Origin of the sequence: Xenorhabdus santafensis (assembly GCF_033949405.1) — a bacterium.
Lineage (GTDB): Bacteria > Pseudomonadota > Gammaproteobacteria > Enterobacterales > Enterobacteriaceae > Xenorhabdus > Xenorhabdus santafensis.
The window spans coordinates 48,758-69,646 of sequence record NZ_VCDN01000092.1 but is presented as its reverse complement, the minus strand read 5'-3'; the positions used below and the strand labels follow the sequence as shown (position 1 = coordinate 69,646).

The following is a 20,889-nucleotide window of genomic DNA, read 5'->3' as shown; positions in this document are numbered from 1 at the left end:
TTCAATATGAACAGGCGCATACCTTTTCAAGTAAGTGGATTACTGGTATTTAATGGCGTTTCCATCTTGGGGAACGCCATTACGGAAATCGCAATTCCATGGCTAATTCTGGAAATATCAGGCAGCCCGCTGCTGGTTGCTACGGTGATGTCGGCAAAAATATTGCCACTGATATTTTCCATGTTCTTTAGCGCCCCACTGGTAGATAAATACGGGGCATACCGCATTTCACTGTTGTCGGATTTAGTCAATTTCCTGAGTGTTCTGCTGATCCCTGTGTTTTATTCCTTGGATATCCTGCACTTTTATCTGCTGGCTGTCCTGCTGATATTTTCCACCATTTTGGATCTTCCCGGACGTCTGGCAAAAGACGTTATGCTGGCAAAAGAGATAAAACAGAATAAAAGCGAGCATGAATTGATCAACGGGATCAATAGCACGATTGAAAATATTTGTGATCTGATTGGCCCTATTATTGGATCATTGATTATCGCGCTGCTCGGTACAATCAACGCCCTGTATTTCGATGCGATAAGTTTTTTGATCGTTGCGCTGGGCATCATTATTTTGAAAAAACATTTTGTCGCCGATATTCATGAAGTGATTAAAATGCCTGTACGACCGCATCATTATTTCTTTGAAACATTCAGCTACATAAAATCCAAAAAAGAAATTTCTTCGGTACTTATCATTAGTTCGGTAGTGAATATTGTTATCACACCGTTCCTGATTGTGTATTTACCATATATCAACAAACAAGAATTTAACTCTGTTTGGAGCCTCGGTGTTTCAATGACCTGTTTTGGTGTCGGAACCACACTCTCTTCATTGCTGTACAGCGCTTACGGGAAACATTTTTCCAACAACCACATCATCCTCTCTGGCTATGGAACACTCGCATTATGTCTGATATCTATGAGCCTGATGCCCTCGAATTTGTTTGGCGGGCAATACACTCTATTCACCCAGCTTTTTGCCATCGGCATGTGTATTGGTTTTTCTGCTCCCGTAGAAGTTACATTGATCCAGCGCCAAGTCCCTGAAAATCTGTTTGGCAGAGTGATGACACTATTTTCCTCCACACGCGTCCTTGCTGTTCCTGTTGGCTATCTTTGCTTCGGTTACCTACTGGAATCCAGCCTTGCCAGACAAACACCCCTAATAATGGCGGCCACAGTATTGGCAGGGTTAGTGATTTACCAAAAACTCCGTAAAACCCTATAGCTCATTGAATTTAACCACTAAAGTAGAAATAATCACCCCGCTATTTGTCGCCGACGGAGTTATAATCGATTTAAAAATAATATTTTTTATCGCCCAAAAGACAGAACTTAGTGATTTTTTGGCATTGCCCACTTTTTTTGACGCGCCCTTGAAGTAAATTTGGAATTTATGGCTATACCCAATGGGTATATGAAAAGTTACTTATAAAAATATATTTATAAAAAAACACCGCCTAAAATAATAGGCGGTGTTTTTTATTACATAGCAAACTAGGTAGTATGTTTATACTATAAATTACAGTGTTCTTTTTGGATCAGAGCCGAAATCATTATCACCCTGTGTACCTTCCAGCAGAGTAAATACAAATACAGCAATACCCGCTATTGGAACAAACACTAATAAGAACCACCAGCCAGAGCGATTAGTATCATGCAGACGACGTACTGTTACTGCAAGGCTTGGAATCAAAGTAGCAATTACATAAATACCGTAAAATACTACACCTAGACTTTCGTCGATTATTGAACCTACAAGAGTAAGTGCTAATATCATGATGATATTAAACAGATAAAACATCCAATACTCTTTACGGCGCGCACGTCCTGAGAACGTAGCATAATTTTTTAAAACATTAAGATACCAATTCATAACACCACTTTATTGAAATAATATTGTAAAAAAGAAAAGCAAGCAAACTACAAAAGGATAATGAATTTTACCCTAATTTACATTTTTAAGTCTACTTTATATTATTTATGATTCATTCTCATATTATTCATAAATTCTTTGAATGGCTGATTGAAAAATCTTTCCCAATGCGAATTTTAAAAAAAATAATACAATTAGCTATTACTCATATCAAATCTATACTAGAATCTATCTAACAAATAAAGCCCATTAATTCATTATTAATACTGCTTAGCATCAGGTTATATTTCCAATGAAATAGTTTATTTAGTTACTTATTAAAAATAAGTAAAAAACCTATGAAACTTGTTGATTTAATTCCTGCAAAAGGAAAAGCCAAAAAGTGCTGTATCTCTAGGCCATCCATTTACATAAAATTAACAAGAACCTATCATCAATAGCTGAAATCTCCCATATTTCACTCACCCTATATTCGAGACGACATGAAAATTTTATCTAGCCGACCTTGGCTATTGATGGCATTTTTTTTGATATCAAATTTATTTTCATCAATTGCCGTTTCTATCGGGATGTATCTTATTCCGTGGTATATCAGCAACAATGCGGCTGATCCGACATTCCTTGCTACCGTTGCCACATTTTCTGCTATCTTAATCCTTTTTTTAACGCCTTTTATTGGAAAACTGATTGATTCTTTCAGCCGAAAATCGATCCTCATATTTATCACTGTCATCATTTTGGTACTTTTCCTGTTTCTTTCTTTTTCTGACTATCTTGTTTTAAACCGCTTGTATTCCCTGATTATCGCCTATTTATTTATTCAAATTTACTATGCCATTTTCTATACCACCCGACAGGGGTTTATCAAAGATGTCTTTAAGGAAAGCCAGTTGTACCGCATTAATGCCATTCTTGAGATTGAATCCCAATCTTCGGTGCTATTAGCGTCTTTTCTGGTTATTGTCTTCTCTGGTTCATTAACCAGTACAAGCATTTTTATACTGCTGGCAGGCATGGCATTTATTTCTATGATGATGTTGGTGGTTATTCCTTATACTTCTAAAATCGCTACCGACAGAATAAATCGCCGACATCCATTACCGAAGCTCCCGCTTTCATTTTTAAAAACAGAACTGTTTTTCTATATGGCAATGGGGGCTATTCCGTTTATCTGCATCATGACAACCACTGCTATTCAAGCCCCCTTTATGAGTGATGTGCTCCATAAACCCATAAGCTCTTTTGCTTACTACGGAATCATATATGGCAGTGGTGCCATATTGGTGGGCTTCATTATGGGAAGGGTTTCCAACCGTTATTCCCAACGCAATCTGGTACTTTTTTTTACTTCTACTTTTGCTTTAACGCTGGGTGTTATTGCCCTCCATCCGACATTTGAATTCATTATCATTGGCGGTTTTTTCTTTGGGTTTTGTAATTCTGCGGCACGGATTTCGAGCAATAACCTTATATTGCGTGAAGTGGAGTCGGGGTTGATTGGCCGTGCATTTTCATATGGGCAATTTTTCACATTATGCGGAAGGATTATTGCAACGGGGCTAATCCCTTTGATTTTTATCAACGACTATCAGAAGGTATGGAATTATGTTTTTGCAATCAGCATGATTGCCCCCATCGGGTTACTCTTCAGGAGATACTTAGAGAGAAACTCCACTATGCCTACTCAAAGTTAAGGTGGGTGTGGCGGTGTCATTTTAATGTGATGGGCGGCATGTCATGGACTACCACATGAATTCACCCGTTGGCAGTCCCAATATATGGCCTGGATTTACAGCCACAGGATTCACCAATTTGTAATTCAAATTCGAATTCACGCTCCTGTGCTTTCCCATCCCAGGTCCGTAATATTTCGATAGCTGTTCGAGCCATTTTGTCGACAGGCTGTCTCACCGCAGTTAAAGAAGGCACATTAAACAGCGACTGCTGAGTCGCATTAAAACACACTAAGGCAATATCATCAGGCACCGCTATGCCATGCTCAGCCAAAGCCCGCAGGCATCCAAAAGCCTGTAATTCATTGGTCGCAAATAATGCACGAGGCCGTTTCCCTTTCAGCATTTGCAAAGTGGCGTCATAACCACCCTGACGGGTATATTCTGTAGAAAAAATCCATTTATCATGAACCACCAGATTGGCTTGAGATAGAGCATCACGCCAGCCAGACAGCCTGTCTTGTGTATTCAACATATCCAAGGGGCCGCAGATAATGGCAATATCACGATAGCCATGCTGGACAAGATGTTGGGTAACTTTGAATGCGGCAATGCGTTCGTTGACACGAATTGTACTGACATTTGAGCCTGCGTTTACCCAATCCAGCATCACACAAGGTGTTCCACTGGCCTGAATCAGGTCGATATAAGGATGGCGATCAACGCTGGTGTACAGGAGCCCATCAATTTGTCGGTTAAGTAAATTGTTGAGCAGATCTTTTTCACGAAGGGGGTTATCTCCTGAATCCCCGGGTAATAATACCTGACCATGCTTAAAAGCCTCTTGTTGCAAGGCATAAGCAACAGACGAAAGAAAAGGGTTGCCAATATTTGGCAAGATAAGGCCGTAAGCATGTGTCGAACCAGAAACCAAAGCCTTCGCAATGCCATTGGGTCGGTATCCGGTTTTTTGAATCGCGGCCAGCACACGCTGGCGCGTCGCTTCAGCAACAGGCCGCGGGCCACCGTTGATAACATAGCTGACGACAGCGACTGAAGTTCCGGCTTCTTTCGCAACATCACTACGTGTCACTCTTTTCAGAAGTGCATTCATAAGATCTCCGAAGTCCGTAAGTTAAAGTAGAAAATCAAGGTGATAAAAAATCAAGATCATCTGGGAGTGCTAAATAGCATCCTCAACTAAATTGAGATCCCTGCCGCGCGTTTCTGGTACAAAGAATGTCGTGATAAACCCAATCAATGCCATCAGTGCAAAATAACAGGCTATCGGCCACCAATGCCCGGTAAAGGACAATAGTGCCGAAGATATTAAGGGGGCGGTTCCTCCCGATAATACGGATCCCAGCTCTTTTGCAAACGCCATTTTTGTATAACGGTTTGCAACCCCGAAAAGTTCTACTCCCCATGCGGCTTGAACACCGAATATGCCCAGCGAAGCCAACCCCATCCCGACTACAATCGCCGGAATAACAATCATGGGCTCACGGCTTTCCAGTAAAAGGAAAACAGGAAATGCGTAAAGTATGAGTAGCAAGCAAAACCAACGATAGGTGATGCGGCGACCAAAGCGATCGGAAAGATAACCAGAGAGTGGAATTATCAAAAATCCCAGAATGGATGCAATGAATACGGCTATTGTAGGTATAAATTTATCCAACATCAGCGCGTTGGCGACATAGCCAATAATAAATCCTTGAGCCAAATACGATGGGCCATTTTCACCGATTCGCAAACCAACCATTAACCAGAATGCTTTTGTTCGCAGCCAAAAAGGTTGATTTTCAACATCCAATTGCTGTTTTTCATTGGCGGATAATGAATGCAAACGTTGTTCAGCCAGCATAGCTTTATGGCGTTCAAAAACAGGTGTCTCATTCATGTATCGACGAATATAGAGTGCTGCTATCGCAATCAATGCACTGGCTAAAAAAGGAATGCGCCAACCCCAATCCAGTAAAACCTCTTTATCCATCGTCAACACCAGCAACCAAACCAATGAAGCCAGTAATGTTCCACTGTTTGATCCAAGGGCAATAACGGACGAAACTAACCCTCTTTTTGCCGGTGGTGCAAACTCTCCCAATATGACTGTTCCACCAGATAACGCCGCACCTGCCCCCAAACCTTGCATAAACCGCAAGACCACCAAGCAGGTTGGGGCCAAAATGCCAATATGAGCATAACTTGGAATAAGCCCGATAAGTGTGGTTGAAACCCCCATCAGGATAACCGTCATCATCATGACGATTTTGCGGCCCTTCCGATCGCCCAGCCAACCGAACACAAGCGCACCAATCGGCCTAGCAATGAAGCCTACAGAATAGGTTGCAAAACTGGCAAAAAGGGCAATAGTGGATGACAGTTCAGGAAAAAAAACATCGCCAAAAATAATGCCGGCCGCTAATCCGTACAAGGCAAAATCGGCATATTCCATTGTTGTCCCTAACCAACAGGAAAAAATGGCTCGCCTAAATCCTTCCCGGCCTTCTTTGGTTGCCAGACATGCTTCGGAAGCATGCTGTATTTGAGTGACAGCCAATGCCGTATTTTCATACGGCATTGCAAGGCATTCCCTGAATGTTGGAACAGCAAAAATTTAATTCCAACGAGGTATATAATAAAATATTATTGTTATTCATGAATGTTTTTTATACATAAATTTATCTACTCGCGTAGATTATTCAAATAGAAGCATTGAATAATTTAATCTCAATCACAAATATCAGTTAAAATTTAATTGTTGTAATTAATGAAATTTAACACCAATTAATAAAAATTATTTCTTACCGTAATAAACCTTGCCTCTGCCCTTAACAAAAAAGACAAATAATCTTTTTATTTTAATTTTAGAAAGACAAAATATTAATCAAAATGACATTTAAGACATATTAAACCAAAAACATAAAAATGCACTCATCATCAATATGCATTGATATTTTATCTTAAAAATATTTTCCAATTAAAAGTATTTCCTTTCACTTAGTGGTTTGTCAGAAAAATAAAGTGAAACGCTTTCATAAGAAGTTAAAACAAATAACATAGCTTATTAATACATACCTCAATTAATCAGTTATTATCCAAGCTGAAAAAAAACAGCATCTGATGGGATGCTGTTTTTTTTCAATTCAAATTATTAACTTCAAACTTGATACATTTCCCGCAAATAATGAGAGACAGCATCATCAGCATTGGAGCCAATTACTTCCATATCCGGCAACATGTCTTTCAAACGTTGATGGGCACCCTGCATAATGCAACCCTTGCCCGCCATGCTCAACATTTCCTGATCATTCATGCCGTCACCAAACGCGATACAGTCGCTTAATTGGTAACCCATTGATTGGCAAACCTGTTCCAATGCATGGCCTTTAGATACGCCACCAGCCATGACTTCCAGACAGTTTCTCAGTGAAAAGCTGACGTTCACTTTTTCTCCCCAACGCGCTTTAATTCTTTCTTCCAGACTCACTAAGTAATCATGGTCTTCACCAGTGTAATAAACCTTGCATACACCATCTGTCGGGAAGCTATCACGTTGAAAAAGCTGATAATGGAAAGTTGATTCCTGAAAAAACTCTTCCTGCTCTGGCGCTTCGCGATTAATTAACCAATCATCGTTATTGAAGTAGTTAGTCAGGACATCGGGATTATCGAACTCCAGCAAGCATAAATCATGGGCAATATCAGACGGCAAGTTATGGCTGAATACCAATTCGTCCTGAGCATTGTGGACTCTGGCACCATTGGAGGTAATCATGTAAGCATCAATGCCCAATCCATCGCGAATTTGCCCTACGTCAATGTGATGACGCCCTGTTGCAAAAATAAAGTGGATACCTTGCTGGATCAATAGGTTCAATGTTTCCTTGGTATATGACGTCAATTTATGGTCGGGAGACAACAGCGTGCCATCTAAGTCTGAAGCAACAACATGATACATAGTTATAGTTCCTAAACTAAATCAGTTCTGGTCAAAAAACTCACAAATCGCATTGAGGGCCTGTGCCCGCAATACATCTTTTTCGAACAGGATTTCGTGATGGGCCCCTTGGATGACCAGAGGCTTTTGTTCTTCTTTTCCTGTTCCGGCTTTTTGGTTTAATTCGCAAAAAGCCAGTAGCTCCCGATTACTCACTATTTTATCTTCACTCGCTTGCAGAATCATGAGTGGAGTCTGAATCTTATCCGCATTCTCAATCAGCTTATCGCCCATCAGCATACTTTCACGCATCCAATGGTAAGTCGGCCCACCAAGACGTAATTCAGGATAATCAGCATAATAGCGTAAATAACGCTGATAACGAGCATAACTGTGCGTTAACAGGTTGATAAGATAAGGCAAGGGCCGCCAACGACCGGTTGATAATGCGTAAGCGTTGCGTTTTTGAGTATTAGGCTCTGCCTGATTGACCAGAAAATTTGCCAGCCAGCGGGGCATTGGCAAGTTGATGCCAAACATGGGGGCACACAGTGCCGCAGCACGGAAAACAGGATTTTGGTGACATAATAAATAACGGCTCAGGATAGCGCCTCCCATTGAATGAGCCAGGGCATAGCAACGATGAGACTGGCGTGGTGCCAGTTCCAGCTCGACAAGTTTGGCAAAATCATCCACATAATGATCAAACAATTCGACATGCCCTTTTTGCCGATCATCCAGCATACGCCCTGAACGACCTTGCCCACGATGGTCAATGATAAGAATATCGTAGCCCAGATGGTAAAAATCGTAGGCCACTTCAGGGTATTTAACGTAACTTTCACTGCGGCCGGGTAAAATCACGAGTGTTTTATCGTGGTGGGGAGCACAAAAGGAGACATAATGGATCGACACATCATCAACCCCGATAAATTGCCGTTCTTCTCTTGTTTGCCAAAAATCCAGTAACAATCCATTTGTGAAAGCAGAGAACTGAGGTTCTCGATTTAACCAACTTGCTTTCAATATCTCCGGTACCAATTTATCATCCTCTGTTAACCACCTATACCCGTCGTCTTTCAAGTTGCCCCTTTGTTAGCTGCACTCATTCACTCCGGTCACCGTTTATATAAACATACGGTTATCTATGCTCCCGGAGGTTATGAGAGGCTCCTGCCTCTCGACCTTTGGCTGTTCAAATACGTTCCCGACTAATTTGTCATTCCTTTGCCGCCGCGACGCATCTTGAAATCCATAGGCTATATACCTTTGGGCCATGAAAGTCCTTCCAACTATTCGAATCCTTCAAAATGTTCGCGGATAAGTGTCATGAAGGCATCACCAAAACGCTCCAGTTTTCGCTGACCAACGCCATTAATCAGCAAAAGTTCATCTGGCGTTATCGGACATTGTTCTGCCATTTCAATCAATGTAACGTCATTGAAGACAACAAAAGGGGGAATATTGTTTTCGTCAGCAATGGACTTACGCAGTTTTCGCAACTTGGCAAATAACTTACGATCATAGTTGCCGCTGTAGGATTTGTTTTGCTGATTGCGGCTTTTCAAGGTTTGGATACGTGGAACAGCAAGCTGCAAAGGTACATCTCCCCGCAATACTGGCCGGGCGGCTTCTGTCAGTTGCAATGCAGAGTAGTTGGCAATATTTTGGCTAATCAGCCCCAGATGAATAAGCTGGCGCAAGACGCTGACCCAATGTTCCTGCCCCTGCTCTTTACCGATGCCATAAACCGGCAGTTTGTCGTGTCCGAAGTCCCTGATACGTTGATTATTTGCACCGCGCAGGACTTCTACAATATAGCCAATCCCAAAACGCTGCCCAACGCGATAAATGCAGGACAGCGCTTTCTGTGCCTCCACCAGACCATCATAACGCTTGGGAGGATCAAGGCAGATATCACAGTTGCCGCAAGCTGTCTGATGGCTTTCACCAAAATAGTTCAGCAAAACCAAGCGGCGGCAAGTTTGGGCTTCGGCGAATGCTCCCATTGCGTTGAGTTTATGCCGCTCTATCTCTTGTTGTTCGCCGGCAGGTTTTTCTTCCAGGCAACGGCGCAGCCAAGCCATATCCGCTGGATCGTAAAAAAGTACGGCTTCAGCAGGCAATCCATCCCGGCCCGCACGCCCCGTTTCCTGATAATAAGATTCAATATTGCGGGGAATATCAAAGTGCACGACAAAGCGTACATTCGGTTTGTTGATCCCCATGCCGAATGCAACAGTGGCTACAACTATCTGCAAATCGTCACGCTGGAAAGCATCCTGCACCCACGACCGCTGGTTATTTTCCAACCCTGCATGATAGGGAGCCACGCTCAAGCCCCGTTTTTGCAAGCGCTCTGCGGTTTCTTCCACTTTGGTGCGGCTATTGCAGTAAATGATCCCACTCTTGCCCTGTTGACCACGAATAAATGACCAAAGCTGATCGAGTGGTTTATATTTTTCGATCAACGTATAACGAATGTTGGGGCGATCAAAACTGCTGATATGGATAACCGGATCATGCAGTTCCAATAAACGCACGATATCTTGGCGAGTTGTTTTATCTGCCGTTGCTGTCAACGCAATCACAGGAAGGTTGGGGAAACGACGACGAAGTTGCCCCAGAGCCCGATATTCCGGGCGGAAATCATGCCCCCATTGGGAAATACAGTGAGCCTCATCGACCGCCAATAAAACCGGCTGCCAACCATCAAGCTGATCAAGAAAGTTATCAGTCACCAAGCGCTCAGGGGCAATATAAAGCAGTTTAATAAGCCCTTGTCGGCAACGTTGAATAATATCAAACTGCTGCTCTCGGCTTTGGGTCGAATTCAGGCATTCCGCTTCTACGCCATTCGTCCTCAGTTGATCGACCTGATCTTTCATCAGTGAAATCAGTGGAGAGACCACCAGAGTCAGTCCATTTTTAACCAAAGCCGGGATTTGGTAACAAAGGGATTTGCCGCCGCCCGTTGGCATCACAACCAGACAATCCTGCCCACCGAGAACGGCGTCGATAACCTGTTGCTGCCCCGGCCGGAATTGCTGGTATCCGAATGTTTCTCTTAATGCTTGTTCAGCCAGCGATGCCGTGCTGATGAGTTCTGCGGTAGACACGCCTTTCCTCAATCTTTGAAAACTGTCCCTGAAAAAACCTTAAAAAAGGCTGTAAAAAATACAGCCGCAATCCAAGCGCCTGTATATTGAATATCACTGTTTATCCAGCAGATTATACGCTTCGTCTTCCACACTGCCTCTTTGTTGGCTATGTTCGCTCATTCCGGTCACCGTTTTTATACACATACGGTCATTTATGCTCCGGGGGATGAATTCCCTTGCCACTTTGATGCAATTTGAAATCCATTGCGTATATTACTCATCATATCTCTTATTGCCGGAATAATTACAGCATATCATTGAGCATGACGCCGACACCAAAACGTGTCTGCCTGAAATTGTAGTCAATCATCGATTCACCATACCCATAGAAAAGCTGTGTATATAAACGAACGTGTTTTGAGACCGGGTAACTCCAACCCAGCTCTCCAGCACCATACCCGCTATTCCAGTTATAACGCCCCTGCGCGGTAAATACACTGTCTCCCCAAGCATAGCCAACTTTCAGACGATAGTGACCCATGTAACGGCTGATGTCTGAATTATCATCTCTACGGGAGCTTTCAGGCAGGCGATACCACGGTTTAAAATCTATCTGCCAATTGCCCTTTTGTACCATAAAGCGGGCATAGAGCCGATTCCAGCTACGAGAGGTTGATTCCGATCTGCCATTGGATTGATGGTTGAAACCGGTTTCTATTTCCCTCAGGTGCCAACCTGCAAATTCGTAGTCAGTCAGCCATGCCAAAAAGATTTGCGGTTCATAATTGGTTTCACGAAACGGGGATGATTCTGTTTTGTTGCTGAGCTGCCACCATGAGCGCTGTGTATAGGAAGCACCAAGCAGTGAATCTTCCCCAAAAATTCCCCGCCACAATGGAAACCCAAAACTGATTTGAAAAGCGACTTCATCATGGCGAGCGTTATCAGCCCAGTCGTAACTATGTATTGCCTGTTTATTCGTTTTGTCACTGTAAGTGTAAATAATGTAATTCGAGTCATATGGATAGAACATAAATGGAAAACTTTGTTCATCCAGCATTGTCGAGATCACACTTCCTCTTACGTCATTTGTTTGATTTTCTGTTCCATACGCCAAGGACGGTAATAAACAAATGGTAACCAGTATTTTCCATAACAAACGCATTACTGATGTTCCTATTATGATAGTTATAAAAAATAGTTTTTAAGAATAATTTCTGATAACACACCCTGAAAGATATCTCTTAAGGGTGACAGCGGTAAAAAAGCACTAAGTAAAAGCCGTCGCTTATTCTACACGCTGGATGGTTATTTTTTGTAGTTTGTTTTTTCCAATGAATTCTTTTTCGAAGCACTTCACAGACTGGAAAGGTAGTCGACAAAAGCATAGACTTAACAAGTTATTAACGATAAAGATCTATTAAATGACAGTTTTTTTACTTTTTTCATTATCAGGAAACTCACAATGGAAAATATGCCGCAAGTGGACAAAATATTAACACCAGAAGAAGCCCGTAAATTTGTAGGTGAAGTCTTTGTTTATCAAATGCCATTCAACCGACTTTTGGGGCTTGAACTACTCCGCTTAGAACAAGACTACGCAGAACTGCAATTTCGCAATCAAGAAAAACTGGTCGGCAATATGATTCAGAAAATCCTGCATGGCGGAGCGATCGCGTCCATACTGGATGTTGCCGGAGGGCTGGTTTGTGCGGCCAACGCCTTAACTTCGCTGGAAACACTTACAATTGCAGAAATGCAAAAGCGTCTGACTACACTCGGTACAATTGATTTACGTGTGGATTACCTGCGCCCCGGACGTGGCGAAATATTCACGGCCAGTTGCAGTATTCTCCGTAATGGAAATAAAGTTTCTGTGGCCAGAATTGAACTGCATAATGAAAAACAAATGCATATTGCCAGTGCTACAGGGACTTATTTAGTTGGTTGATATTTTTATCAGGGCTGTTGGTGTCTTATAAAAGAAATTTGAACCGCACGATAATTTGGTCTTACGGTTTTTACCCAAAAACCACGATATCGAGCCATTACGCCAAGAGCCATATTATCAACTTCCATTAAGGAATAAGTTATCTGCATTAATGCAAAATGGCATTAATGCAGTATTCAGGGCGTGTTTGGCATCAAGCCGAATATTACCTGAATTACCTGATATTTGAAGGAGTTTTTTTATCACCCAAAAAAGAATATATTGGCGCGAGCTTCCCCCTGCATTATCGATTAACACTCCCCCATGCTGAGTATATAATGCCCTTATTCTTAACACTCCGTGCTGCGTAACCGTTGCACAAATCCCATTGCACAATACCATCATCTATCATCTGCCTTAACAACCCTCAACCGGGCAATACCAAAAACCCACAACAATTTGTCTTGCAAACCATTTATTGAAACGTGAGTCAATAAACCAACCGGGAAAAAAGCGATGAGCAAAAAAACCAAAGCAGAACAAGAAATTATGAGTGGAACCTCCGTCTCCGCCGTGGTTTATATCTGGTATCCATGTTCCAGATATCCCGCAGGACATGCCTCTATTTATATTGATGGAGTCCCCCAATGCCCTTGGCCGATTGGTGTTTTGGAAGGCATAACACCGCCACTTCGTACAGCACCCAGGCCGCAACCACCGAGACCCGAACCACCAAATGCACCACTCCCAAGAAGAAGAAACGAATTCTCTCCTGCACCTTCGACGCCTGAGCAAAACTTTCCAACGAGCCCTGCCGTTTCAAGACATAGCAGAGCACCCAGTCCTTATAATGTTAGCCCTTATAACGTTGGTTCTTACAACATCGCAGAACAAAATGCCCCGTCAACGTCCTCACAAAATAGGCCTGATTTGGTAAGAGGAACACAGAGTAAGAATTATATCAGCTTCTATTCCACCGCCTCCAATATACTGGAAGGTATTTCATATGTAAGAGGAACTCTCGTTGATATCAAAGAAGATTTTGAGATTCTGCCTCATTTGGAATATTACCTCATTGGCTTGGATGTTGAAAAAATGAAGACTAAAAGCAAAGAGATCTATAATTCGAATAACAGGACTTTACCCACGCATCATAGTTATCATTTCATCAATAAAAATTGTGCGACGATGGTTGCCAGAATATTAAAAACCGGTGGTGTGGAACGTTTATTAAATAGGATTCAACGGATAGGTTATGCTAAAAATATCTATTGGACTCCTCACGATATTGCTCAATTATGTAATGAATTAAGAAATAATGATAAGGCTGTCAAAATAAGAGGGTTAGATTGCCCAGATAAACTTAAATCACCATTGAGAACATTATTAGGCCTCAGATAGATATAACTAATTAAAAAATTTTAATGATAATTTTGTGTGAGTATTCTTTATCTTTCTGACTGCCACCTCCTATACATTGATTGATTTTCACACACTTATAAATAAACAAAATTTGAAATGAAACAGAAGTAAGATTGTATAAAAATAGATAATCAATTCAATTAAGAGTATAAAATCAGCATAAAGTGCTATTTTTGTGATTTTAAAAATTTAATTCATTATTAAGATTATTAACTACTTGCAAATCATATAACCCAATGCCACATTGTATAATGTTCATGGGCCAATACTCCCACATTCCTTCTTACTTCTCGAAATACTCAAGGATATTATGAATAACCAAAACACAGCCAAAGGTATACTATATGCCTTCGGAGCCTACCTTATCTGGGGACTGGCTCCCATTTACTTCAAACAAATACAATACGTACCACCTGATGAAATAGTATCGCACCGTGTTATTTGGTCAGTTTTCTTTATGGTTTTGTTATTGACAGTAACCCGTCACTGGCGCCAAGTTTCGTCTATCCTCAAACAACCCAAAAAACTGCTGGTGCTAGGCATCACCGCTTTTACTATTGCCAGTAACTGGCTGACTTATATTTGGGCCGTCAACAATAATCATATGTTGGAAGCCAGTCTGGGTTATTTCATTAACCCATTAGTCAGCGTGCTATTTGCTATGCTGTTTCTTGGTGAAAGATTTCGCCTGATGCAGTGGGTCGCTGTCGGATTGGCGGTTACAGGTGTGCTTATCCAGCTATGGCAGTTTGGATCTATCCCCGTGATTGGTTTGTACTTGGCAACCACTTTTGCACTTTATGCGCTGCTCCGCAAAAAGCTGGGAGTAGATGCACAAACAGGCATGCTGATTGAAACCATCTGGGTATTCCCGGTTGCGCTGGTTTATCTGTTGTTTTTCACGCATACCCCAACCAGCAATATGTTGGATAACACGATATCCCTGAACCTCTTGTTGGTTGCGGCAGGTATCATTACGACCGCGCCATTACTGCTTTTCACCGCGGCGGCCTCTCATCTGCGTTTATCCACGCTGGGATTTTTCCAGTATATGGCCCCGACGCTGATGTTTTTGCTGGCAACCTTGGTGTATGGTGAAAAAATTGGTTCGGAGCGTTTGATAACGTTTGGCTTTATTTGGGCTGCGTTGATCTTATTTATTCTGGATGCACTATATACTCAGCGCCGTTTACGCAAATAACTCGATGATCCCTCCGCCCATTTATGGGCGGGGATTTCTCTTTACTGAGAGCCGATAAATTAATTTATTCGGAACTCAATTAGACCAGCAGGTTGTTGGCGACAACCCACTCTTCCGTTTTACAACCAATTTTTCCGTTTAAAGTAAAGATAGGGTGCTAATCCTGCCGCAATCATTAAACCAATCGCGCCGGGATAACCAAATGTCCAATGCAGCTCTGGCATAAAATCGAAGTTCATTCCATAGCTGGAGGCCACCAGCGTCGGAGGCAGGAAGACCACGGAGACAACGGAGAAAATTTTGATAATGCGGCTCTGTTCGATGTTGATAAAACCCATTGCCGCCTGCATCAGGAAGTTCACTTTCTGGAACAGGGATTCGTTATGTGGCAACAAAGATTCGATATCCCGCAAAATCTCACGCGCCTGCTCCAGTTGATTGGCCGGCAATCGGGCACGGCGCACAAGAAAATTCAGCGCCCGCTGGCTATCCATCAAACACAAACGGACTTTCCAACCGATATCTTCCTGTTCAGCAAGATTGGATAACGCGGTATCGAATTCATCGCCCTGTTTGCCTTCCATGATGACCCGGCTCAGGGATTCCAACACACTGTAAATATTTTCAATGACGTCGGCCAACTGTTCGACTTTTGTTTCGAACAAGTCCAGTAACAATTCATACGCATTCCCGTCAACCATTGTCTGGTTACGGGCGCGCATTCGGTACAACCGAAACGCAGGAAGTTCACGCTCTCGCAATGTGTAGAGACGACCGTCACGAATAGTAAATGCTACGGTTGAGTTGCCAGCATGGTCTTCGGCATCTTCAAAATAGAAGAATGAATGGACGTGCATACCGTCTTCATCTTCAAAAAAACGTGCCGATGCCTCAATGTCATCCAATTCAGTGCGGGTTGCCAGAACTTGCCCAAGTTCATTTTGAACACGGAGGCGATCACTGTCCCCCAGCCCAACTAAATCTACCCACATGGAATCAGATAACTTATCACCTTCTTCAAGTTCAAGACGGAGCAGGCGATTATTCTCTAGTTTAAATACGTTCAGCATGTACCATAAGTCTCCTTATACTCCCTACGATTATCGTAAGGCGCGAATGTTACGCCCACAGGAAAAAGCCTGTCAACATTCGACCGGATTATTGGCCAGTTTCAAGTCTAGCGTAAGCGGCTACCAGCCATTTGATGCCTTCACCCTGAAACGCTATCTGCAAACGGCAGTGCTCCTGACTGCCTTCTATATTGATAATGGTTCCTTCGCCGAATTTAGGATGGCGGACACGCTGACCAAGTGCATAACCGCTATCGTTGGCGCTAATGGGAGTTCCCAGCCGTTTGTGGCTAACCGGACGGGATACTGTCGCCCGCAGGCGAACTTCAGCCACACATTCCGTCGGCAGTTCACCAATAAAACGAGACGGACGATGATACACTTCCTTGCCATATAAGCGACGACTTTCGGCATAAGTCAGCGTCAATTTTTCCATCGCCCGCGTAACACCCACATAGGCCAGGCGACGTTCTTCTTCCAGCCTGCCACCCTCGTCAATGGATCGCTGGCTTGGGAACATGCCCTCTTCCATGCCCACAATAAAGACTTGCGGGAATTCCAGCCCCTTGGCCGAATGCAATGTCATGAGTTGCACGGCATCCTGATACGCATCTGCCTGCCCTTCCCCTGATTCAAGGGCAGCATGGGAAAGGAACGCCTGCAACGGCAGCAGGTTCTCGTCTTCATCCTGATAGCTGAATTGGCGGGTTGCCGTGACCAATTCTTCCAGGTTTTCTATGCGCGCTTGCGCTTTTTCGCCTTTTTCCTGCTGGTACATCGCCCATAGGCCGGAATCACGGATAATGCGATCCGTTTGCACATGCATTGGCATGTCCTGCGTTTCGGTATCCAGCGCGTCGATCAATTCAATGAAACGCTGCAATGCCGATGCCGCACGCCCTGCCAGCACTTTTTCCTGAATCAATAACAGGCTGCTTTCCCATAAGGTTTTTTGCTGATCTCGCGCCATTTGACGCACAACATCCAGTGTTCTATCACCAATGCCGCGTGTCGGTGTATTCACAACACGCTCAAAGGCGGTATCATCATTCCGGTTCACCACCAAACGCAGGTAGGATAAGGCATCCTTGATTTCCTGACGTTCAAAGAAGCGTTGACCACCGTAAATACGGTAAGGCATTGATGTTTGCAACAAGGCTTCTTCCAAAACACGGGACTGGGCATTGCTGCGGTACAAGATTGCACACTCTTTCAAAGCCCCGCCATTGTCCAGCCAATGCTTGATTCGGCCCACAACATAGCGCGATTCATCCAGCTCATTGAAAGCACAGTAAAGTGAAATAGGCTCGCCTTCACTGCCTTCTGTCCATAAATTTTTGCCCAAACGATCGCTGTTGTGGGCGATCAAGGCGTTGGCTGCTTTCAGGATATTGCCGGTAGAGCGGTAATTTTGCTCCAGACGGATAGTTTCTGCGCCCGGAAAGTCCTTGAGGAAGCGCTGGATATTTTCTACCTGTGCGCCACGCCAGCCATAAATTGACTGGTCGTCATCCCCAACAATCATGACTTTGCCGCTATCGCCGGCCAACAAGCGGATCCAAGCATATTGAACACTGTTGGTATCCTGAAACTCATCAACCAAAATATTAGTAAAACGTTCGCGATAATGCTGCAAAATCTGCGGTTTGTTTAGCCAGAGCTCATGGGCACGCAACAATAATTCGGCAAAATCCACCAAGCCTGCGCGATCACAGGCTTCTTGGTAGGCTTGATAGATTTTCAGCCATACTGCTTCCACTGGATTGCCGTAACTTTCGATGTGCTGTGGACGCAAGCCTTCATCTTTTTTACCGTTGATGTACCACATGCCCTGACGGGCTGGCCACTGTTTGTCATCCAAATTCATGGCCTTGATAATGCGCTTGATAAGGCGATGCTGGTCTTCACTGTCAAGGATCTGGAAATCCTGCGGTAAATTGGCGTCCAAATGATGTGCCCGCAGCAAACGGTGAGCCAGACTATGGAAAGTGCCAATCCACATTCCCCCCTGACTCGTGCCAATCAGGCTTTCAATTCGGTGACGCATTTCGGCCGCAGCTTTATTGGTAAAGGTTACGGCCATGATGGAAAATGGTGAGGTATTCTGAACTGACAGTAACCAGGCTATCCGGTGAACCAATACGCGTGTTTTACCGCTGCCAGCTCCGGCCAGCACCAGCATATTAGTACGGGATGCCGCAACGGCTTCTCGTTGTTTATCATTCAGGCTTTCGAGCAGATAAGAGACGTCCATAATTACCATCAGTTGTGTGAGAAACACTGTTTTTTGAACAGTGTTTTTTTATACAGATCGCAATCTGAAATTATATCAGTGCTATCAAAGAAGCCAAATCAGAAATCTCAACATGTGGAACCAAGCGCCCTTCCGGCTCTTGCGTCAATATTTTGTTTTCAAGATTGATCCAGCAGGCCTGCATGCCACTGCAAAGTGCCCCTTCAACATCCGTTTTCAGGCTATCGCCGATGTGCAGGATTTGATTTATCGGAATATTCAGCCGTTCTGCCGCCAACCGGTACATATCCGGATAAGGCTTAGAGCGCCCATCCACGCCCGCTTTCAATACAAATTTGAAATAAGGGGCAAGCCCGCATTCTTCAGGTTCGGCGTTTCCATTGGTAATGGCTACCAATGGAATGTTTTCTGCCAATACAGACAGCGTGCTGTGGGTTGATTCAGGTACTGTGATTTGGTTGCGCCAATACATAAAGCAAGACATGATTTCATCCGTGCCGCGCATGGTTTCTTCATTGCTGAAACCATGATGGCTAAACATAAGCTCTGCGGATTGCCTGCGCCATGAGGTAACGTCATGATAAATGTCCGGCTCCCGTTCAAGAATAGCCTGACGATATAAGTGCAGATCTTCACGTTCGAATTGTCTGAATCGGCTATCGTACTGCCTGATAAAACACAACACTTCTTTTTCGGTTTTATCGATCACAGGATGATTGTCGTAAAGCGTATCATCCAGATCGAATGTCATCGCTGCAAACGGCGCGAGAGGCCGATAAAAACGCATTATGATTTCCCTCGTTTGGCTCTGGGGTGGGCCACATCATAAACTTTGGTCAGGTGCTGAAAATCCAGATGCGTATAGATCTGGGTCGTTGACAGGTTGGCATGACCAAGCAACTCCTGCACAGCACGCAGATCGCCACTGGATTCCAGAATATGCGTGGCAAAAGAGTGGCGCAATTTATGGGGATTGATATGGCTGTTCACACCTTGCCTGATCCCCCATTGTTCAAATCGTTTCTGTACGTTACGGGCAGAAATCCGTTTTCCACTTTTGGATGAAATGAAAATCGCATCATTTTCCGGCTCAAACAACTCCCGCATTTTCAGCCAACGCTGAAGCCATTCCTGTGCCATTCGGCCAAATGGAACTTTACGCTCTTTGCTGCCTTTGCCGTGTACCCAAACTTCCCCAGCTTCCAGATCCAAATGGCGACAATCAAGGCCAACCAGCTCAGACAAACGGAGCCCGGCTCCATACATGACTTCCAGCATGGTTCTGTCGCGAACTGACAGCGGATCATTCAAATTGATGTTGAGGAGTTGGTTAACTTCATCCACATCTATATTTTTGGGCAAATGCCGTTTTTTACGGGGAGCACTGACCGTTTTCGCCGGATTAGCCTCCAACTTCCCCTGCATGACCATCCAATCTAGGAAACTACGCAAAGAAGACAGGCGCAGGGCGAGGCTTGATGTCCCCAAACCTGCCCGGCGGCTGCGGGAAGCAAACATTCTCACTTTAGCCGGATCAAGCTCTTGCCATTCACGCACGCCCATCTCCTGTGACATCTGCGCCAAAACAGCCAGATGATGCCGATAGTGGGTGATAGTGGCAGGACTTAAGCGCCGCTCAACCCGCAAGTAACGCAAAAACGCCTCTACCGGCTCCAGAAGAAGATCGTTTGGCTGAGTCATGCGCGCTCAATCCAGCGGGCCAATAATCCCGGCAGCAATTTGGCCAGATGGTCGAGAAGATCCGTTCCCATGCCGTCGTGATAATGTTTCTTATCATGACTGTTGAAAATCATCATGCCTAAGTCACCCTGTGGCCCCAAAAGGGAAATGGCTACCGAGCCGACATGACGCGCCTGTGGCATCAGCAATAGAATTTCCGGGCCATGCAATGAACCAAGATAATGGTTTTTATCGCCAAACAGCTTAATACGGACAGGTTCAAAAGTATGGCGGGAAATAGCCAGCTCTGGTGAATTCAAAGGAGCACCAAGATGCCATTTCTCACTGAACAGCCGAATATAACAGTTGCTTAGCCCAAACGTTTTTGCCCATGAGCTCAAGCGGGAAAGCAAATCCTGTAAGCTCTTCGCACTGGAAAGATCGGAGAATAACTGTAACAGGCGAATAAACAGTACTTCATTTTGTTTAGCCTGCTCCATTAAATGAACCATATCATCTTCCAGATAACGAATGCGTTTCCTCTGGCGGTTCATGTGCCATTCCACCAAGGAAACACTTTCTCTTACCGGATGAGGTACTCGTACTTTCTCGACCATATTGGCATTGCGGATAAAAAAATCTGGATTATTCAATAAATAATCGACTACCGCTTGCTCATCCTGCCGCTTAAGCTCACTTTCGATGTGCAATGGTTCGTCTTTTCCACTCATTTTCCCATGCCCCAT

17 protein-coding genes are annotated in these 20,889 nt (G+C 43.8%); 5 read left to right on the top strand and 12 right to left on the bottom strand.

Features of this window, described 5'->3' with window-relative positions; all coding sequences use genetic code 11:
- The first annotated feature begins 6 nt into the window (after positions 1–6).
- Entirely contained in the window at positions 7–1,224 is a 1,218-nt protein-coding gene (locus FE392_RS17320) for an MFS transporter (protein ID WP_319931441.1), read from the top strand.
- 294 nt (positions 1,225–1,518) lie between these two features.
- Here FE392_RS17320 and FE392_RS17315 read toward each other — a convergent pair whose 3' ends face one another.
- On the bottom strand, positions 1,519–1,872 hold the full coding sequence (locus FE392_RS17315) for a DUF805 domain-containing protein (RefSeq protein WP_319931440.1): 354 nt from the start codon (positions 1,870–1,872) through the stop codon (positions 1,519–1,521).
- Between the two features lie 482 nt (positions 1,873–2,354).
- Between FE392_RS17315 and FE392_RS17310 the strand changes: the two genes are divergently transcribed.
- Positions 2,355–3,566: an MFS transporter gene (locus FE392_RS17310; RefSeq protein ID WP_319931439.1), complete on the top strand. Its 1,212-nt coding sequence runs from the start codon at positions 2,355–2,357 to the stop codon at positions 3,564–3,566.
- Between the two features lie 61 nt (positions 3,567–3,627).
- On the opposite strand, the gene FE392_RS17305 is transcribed toward FE392_RS17310, so the two are convergent.
- From FE392_RS17305 to pldA, 6 genes are all read right to left on the bottom strand, one after another.
- Positions 3,628–4,659, bottom strand: coding sequence for a LacI family DNA-binding transcriptional regulator (locus FE392_RS17305; RefSeq protein ID WP_319931438.1), 1,032 nt, complete (start codon positions 4,657–4,659; stop codon positions 3,628–3,630).
- Positions 4,660–4,728: 69 nt separating this feature from the next.
- Positions 4,729–6,126, bottom strand: a complete 1,398-nt coding sequence (locus FE392_RS17300) for an MFS transporter (protein ID WP_319931437.1) — start codon at positions 6,124–6,126, stop codon at positions 4,729–4,731.
- 579 nt (positions 6,127–6,705) lie between these two features.
- On the bottom strand, positions 6,706–7,506 hold the full coding sequence (gene yigL, locus FE392_RS17295; RefSeq protein WP_319931436.1) for a sugar/pyridoxal phosphate phosphatase YigL: 801 nt from the start codon (positions 7,504–7,506) through the stop codon (positions 6,706–6,708).
- A gap of 21 nt (positions 7,507–7,527) precedes the next feature.
- Complete coding sequence (gene pldB / locus FE392_RS17290) at positions 7,528–8,526, bottom strand: lysophospholipase L2 (protein ID WP_319931435.1); 999 nt, start codon at positions 8,524–8,526, stop codon at positions 7,528–7,530.
- Positions 8,527–8,777: 251 nt separating this feature from the next.
- Positions 8,778–10,604: an ATP-dependent DNA helicase RecQ gene (recQ, locus tag FE392_RS17285; protein WP_319931434.1), complete on the bottom strand. Its 1,827-nt coding sequence runs from the start codon at positions 10,602–10,604 to the stop codon at positions 8,778–8,780.
- Between the two features lie 286 nt (positions 10,605–10,890).
- On the bottom strand, positions 10,891–11,751 hold the full coding sequence (gene pldA, locus FE392_RS17280; RefSeq protein WP_319931433.1) for a phospholipase A: 861 nt from the start codon (positions 11,749–11,751) through the stop codon (positions 10,891–10,893).
- Positions 11,752–12,051: 300 nt separating this feature from the next.
- Here pldA and FE392_RS17275 point away from each other — a divergent pair, with 300 nt between their 5' ends.
- The 3 genes from FE392_RS17275 (at position 12,052) to rarD (ending at position 15,139) form a co-directional block, all read left to right on the top strand.
- Entirely contained in the window at positions 12,052–12,537 is a 486-nt protein-coding gene (locus tag FE392_RS17275) for a thioesterase family protein (RefSeq protein ID WP_319931432.1), read from the top strand.
- Between the two features lie 495 nt (positions 12,538–13,032).
- A complete protein-coding gene (locus FE392_RS17270; RefSeq protein WP_319931431.1) occupies positions 13,033–13,917 on the top strand; it encodes a hypothetical protein in 885 nt (294 codons plus the stop codon).
- A gap of 331 nt (positions 13,918–14,248) precedes the next feature.
- Positions 14,249–15,139, top strand: coding sequence for an EamA family transporter RarD (gene rarD / locus FE392_RS17265; protein ID WP_319931430.1), 891 nt, complete (start codon positions 14,249–14,251; stop codon positions 15,137–15,139).
- A 119-nt stretch (positions 15,140–15,258) separates the two neighbouring features.
- Here rarD and corA read toward each other — a convergent pair whose 3' ends face one another.
- From corA to FE392_RS17240, 5 genes are all read right to left on the bottom strand, one after another.
- On the bottom strand, positions 15,259–16,209 hold the full coding sequence (corA, locus tag FE392_RS17260) for a magnesium/cobalt transporter CorA (RefSeq protein WP_319931429.1): 951 nt from the start codon (positions 16,207–16,209) through the stop codon (positions 15,259–15,261).
- A gap of 88 nt (positions 16,210–16,297) precedes the next feature.
- Positions 16,298–18,463, bottom strand: a complete 2,166-nt coding sequence (gene uvrD, locus FE392_RS17255) for a DNA helicase II (RefSeq protein ID WP_500692697.1) — start codon at positions 18,461–18,463, stop codon at positions 16,298–16,300.
- Between the two features lie 70 nt (positions 18,464–18,533).
- Positions 18,534–19,250, bottom strand: a complete 717-nt coding sequence (yigB, locus tag FE392_RS17250) for a 5-amino-6-(5-phospho-D-ribitylamino)uracil phosphatase YigB (RefSeq protein WP_319931428.1) — start codon at positions 19,248–19,250, stop codon at positions 18,534–18,536.
- Positions 19,250–20,164, bottom strand: a complete 915-nt coding sequence (gene xerC, locus FE392_RS17245) for a tyrosine recombinase XerC (protein ID WP_319931427.1) — start codon at positions 20,162–20,164, stop codon at positions 19,250–19,252. Before xerC ends, yigB begins: the two co-directional genes overlap by 1 nt.
- On the bottom strand, positions 20,161–20,874 hold the full coding sequence (locus tag FE392_RS17240) for a DUF484 domain-containing protein (RefSeq protein ID WP_319931426.1): 714 nt from the start codon (positions 20,872–20,874) through the stop codon (positions 20,161–20,163). The genes xerC and FE392_RS17240 overlap by 4 nt, the downstream gene beginning before the upstream one ends.
- Between the last annotated feature and the right edge of the window lie 15 nt (positions 20,875–20,889).

Coding starts and splice junctions, on each gene's coding strand:
- FE392_RS17275 (WP_319931432.1), top strand. CDS start 12,052: ATGGAAAATATGCCGCAAGTGGACAAAATATTAACACCAGAAGAAGCC.
- FE392_RS17300 (WP_319931437.1), bottom strand. CDS start 6,126: ATGCCGTATGAAAATACGGCATTGGCTGTCACTCAAATACAGCATGCT.
- FE392_RS17305 (WP_319931438.1), bottom strand. CDS start 4,659: ATGAATGCACTTCTGAAAAGAGTGACACGTAGTGATGTTGCGAAAGAA.
- yigB (WP_319931428.1), bottom strand. CDS start 19,250: ATGCGTTTTTATCGGCCTCTCGCGCCGTTTGCAGCGATGACATTCGAT.
- FE392_RS17315 (WP_319931440.1), bottom strand. CDS start 1,872: ATGAATTGGTATCTTAATGTTTTAAAAAATTATGCTACGTTCTCAGGA.
- FE392_RS17320 (WP_319931441.1), top strand. CDS start 7: ATGAACAGGCGCATACCTTTTCAAGTAAGTGGATTACTGGTATTTAAT.
- FE392_RS17240 (WP_319931426.1), bottom strand. CDS start 20,874: ATGAGTGGAAAAGACGAACCATTGCACATCGAAAGTGAGCTTAAGCGG.
- uvrD (WP_500692697.1), bottom strand. CDS start 18,463: ATGGACGTCTCTTATCTGCTCGAAAGCCTGAATGATAAACAACGAGAA.
- FE392_RS17310 (WP_319931439.1), top strand. CDS start 2,355: ATGAAAATTTTATCTAGCCGACCTTGGCTATTGATGGCATTTTTTTTG.
- rarD (WP_319931430.1), top strand. CDS start 14,249: ATGAATAACCAAAACACAGCCAAAGGTATACTATATGCCTTCGGAGCC.
- pldA (WP_319931433.1), bottom strand. CDS start 11,751: ATGCGTTTGTTATGGAAAATACTGGTTACCATTTGTTTATTACCGTCC.
- FE392_RS17270 (WP_319931431.1), top strand. CDS start 13,033: ATGAGCAAAAAAACCAAAGCAGAACAAGAAATTATGAGTGGAACCTCC.
- corA (WP_319931429.1), bottom strand. CDS start 16,209: ATGCTGAACGTATTTAAACTAGAGAATAATCGCCTGCTCCGTCTTGAA.
- yigL (WP_319931436.1), bottom strand. CDS start 7,506: ATGTATCATGTTGTTGCTTCAGACTTAGATGGCACGCTGTTGTCTCCC.
- xerC (WP_319931427.1), bottom strand. CDS start 20,164: ATGACTCAGCCAAACGATCTTCTTCTGGAGCCGGTAGAGGCGTTTTTG.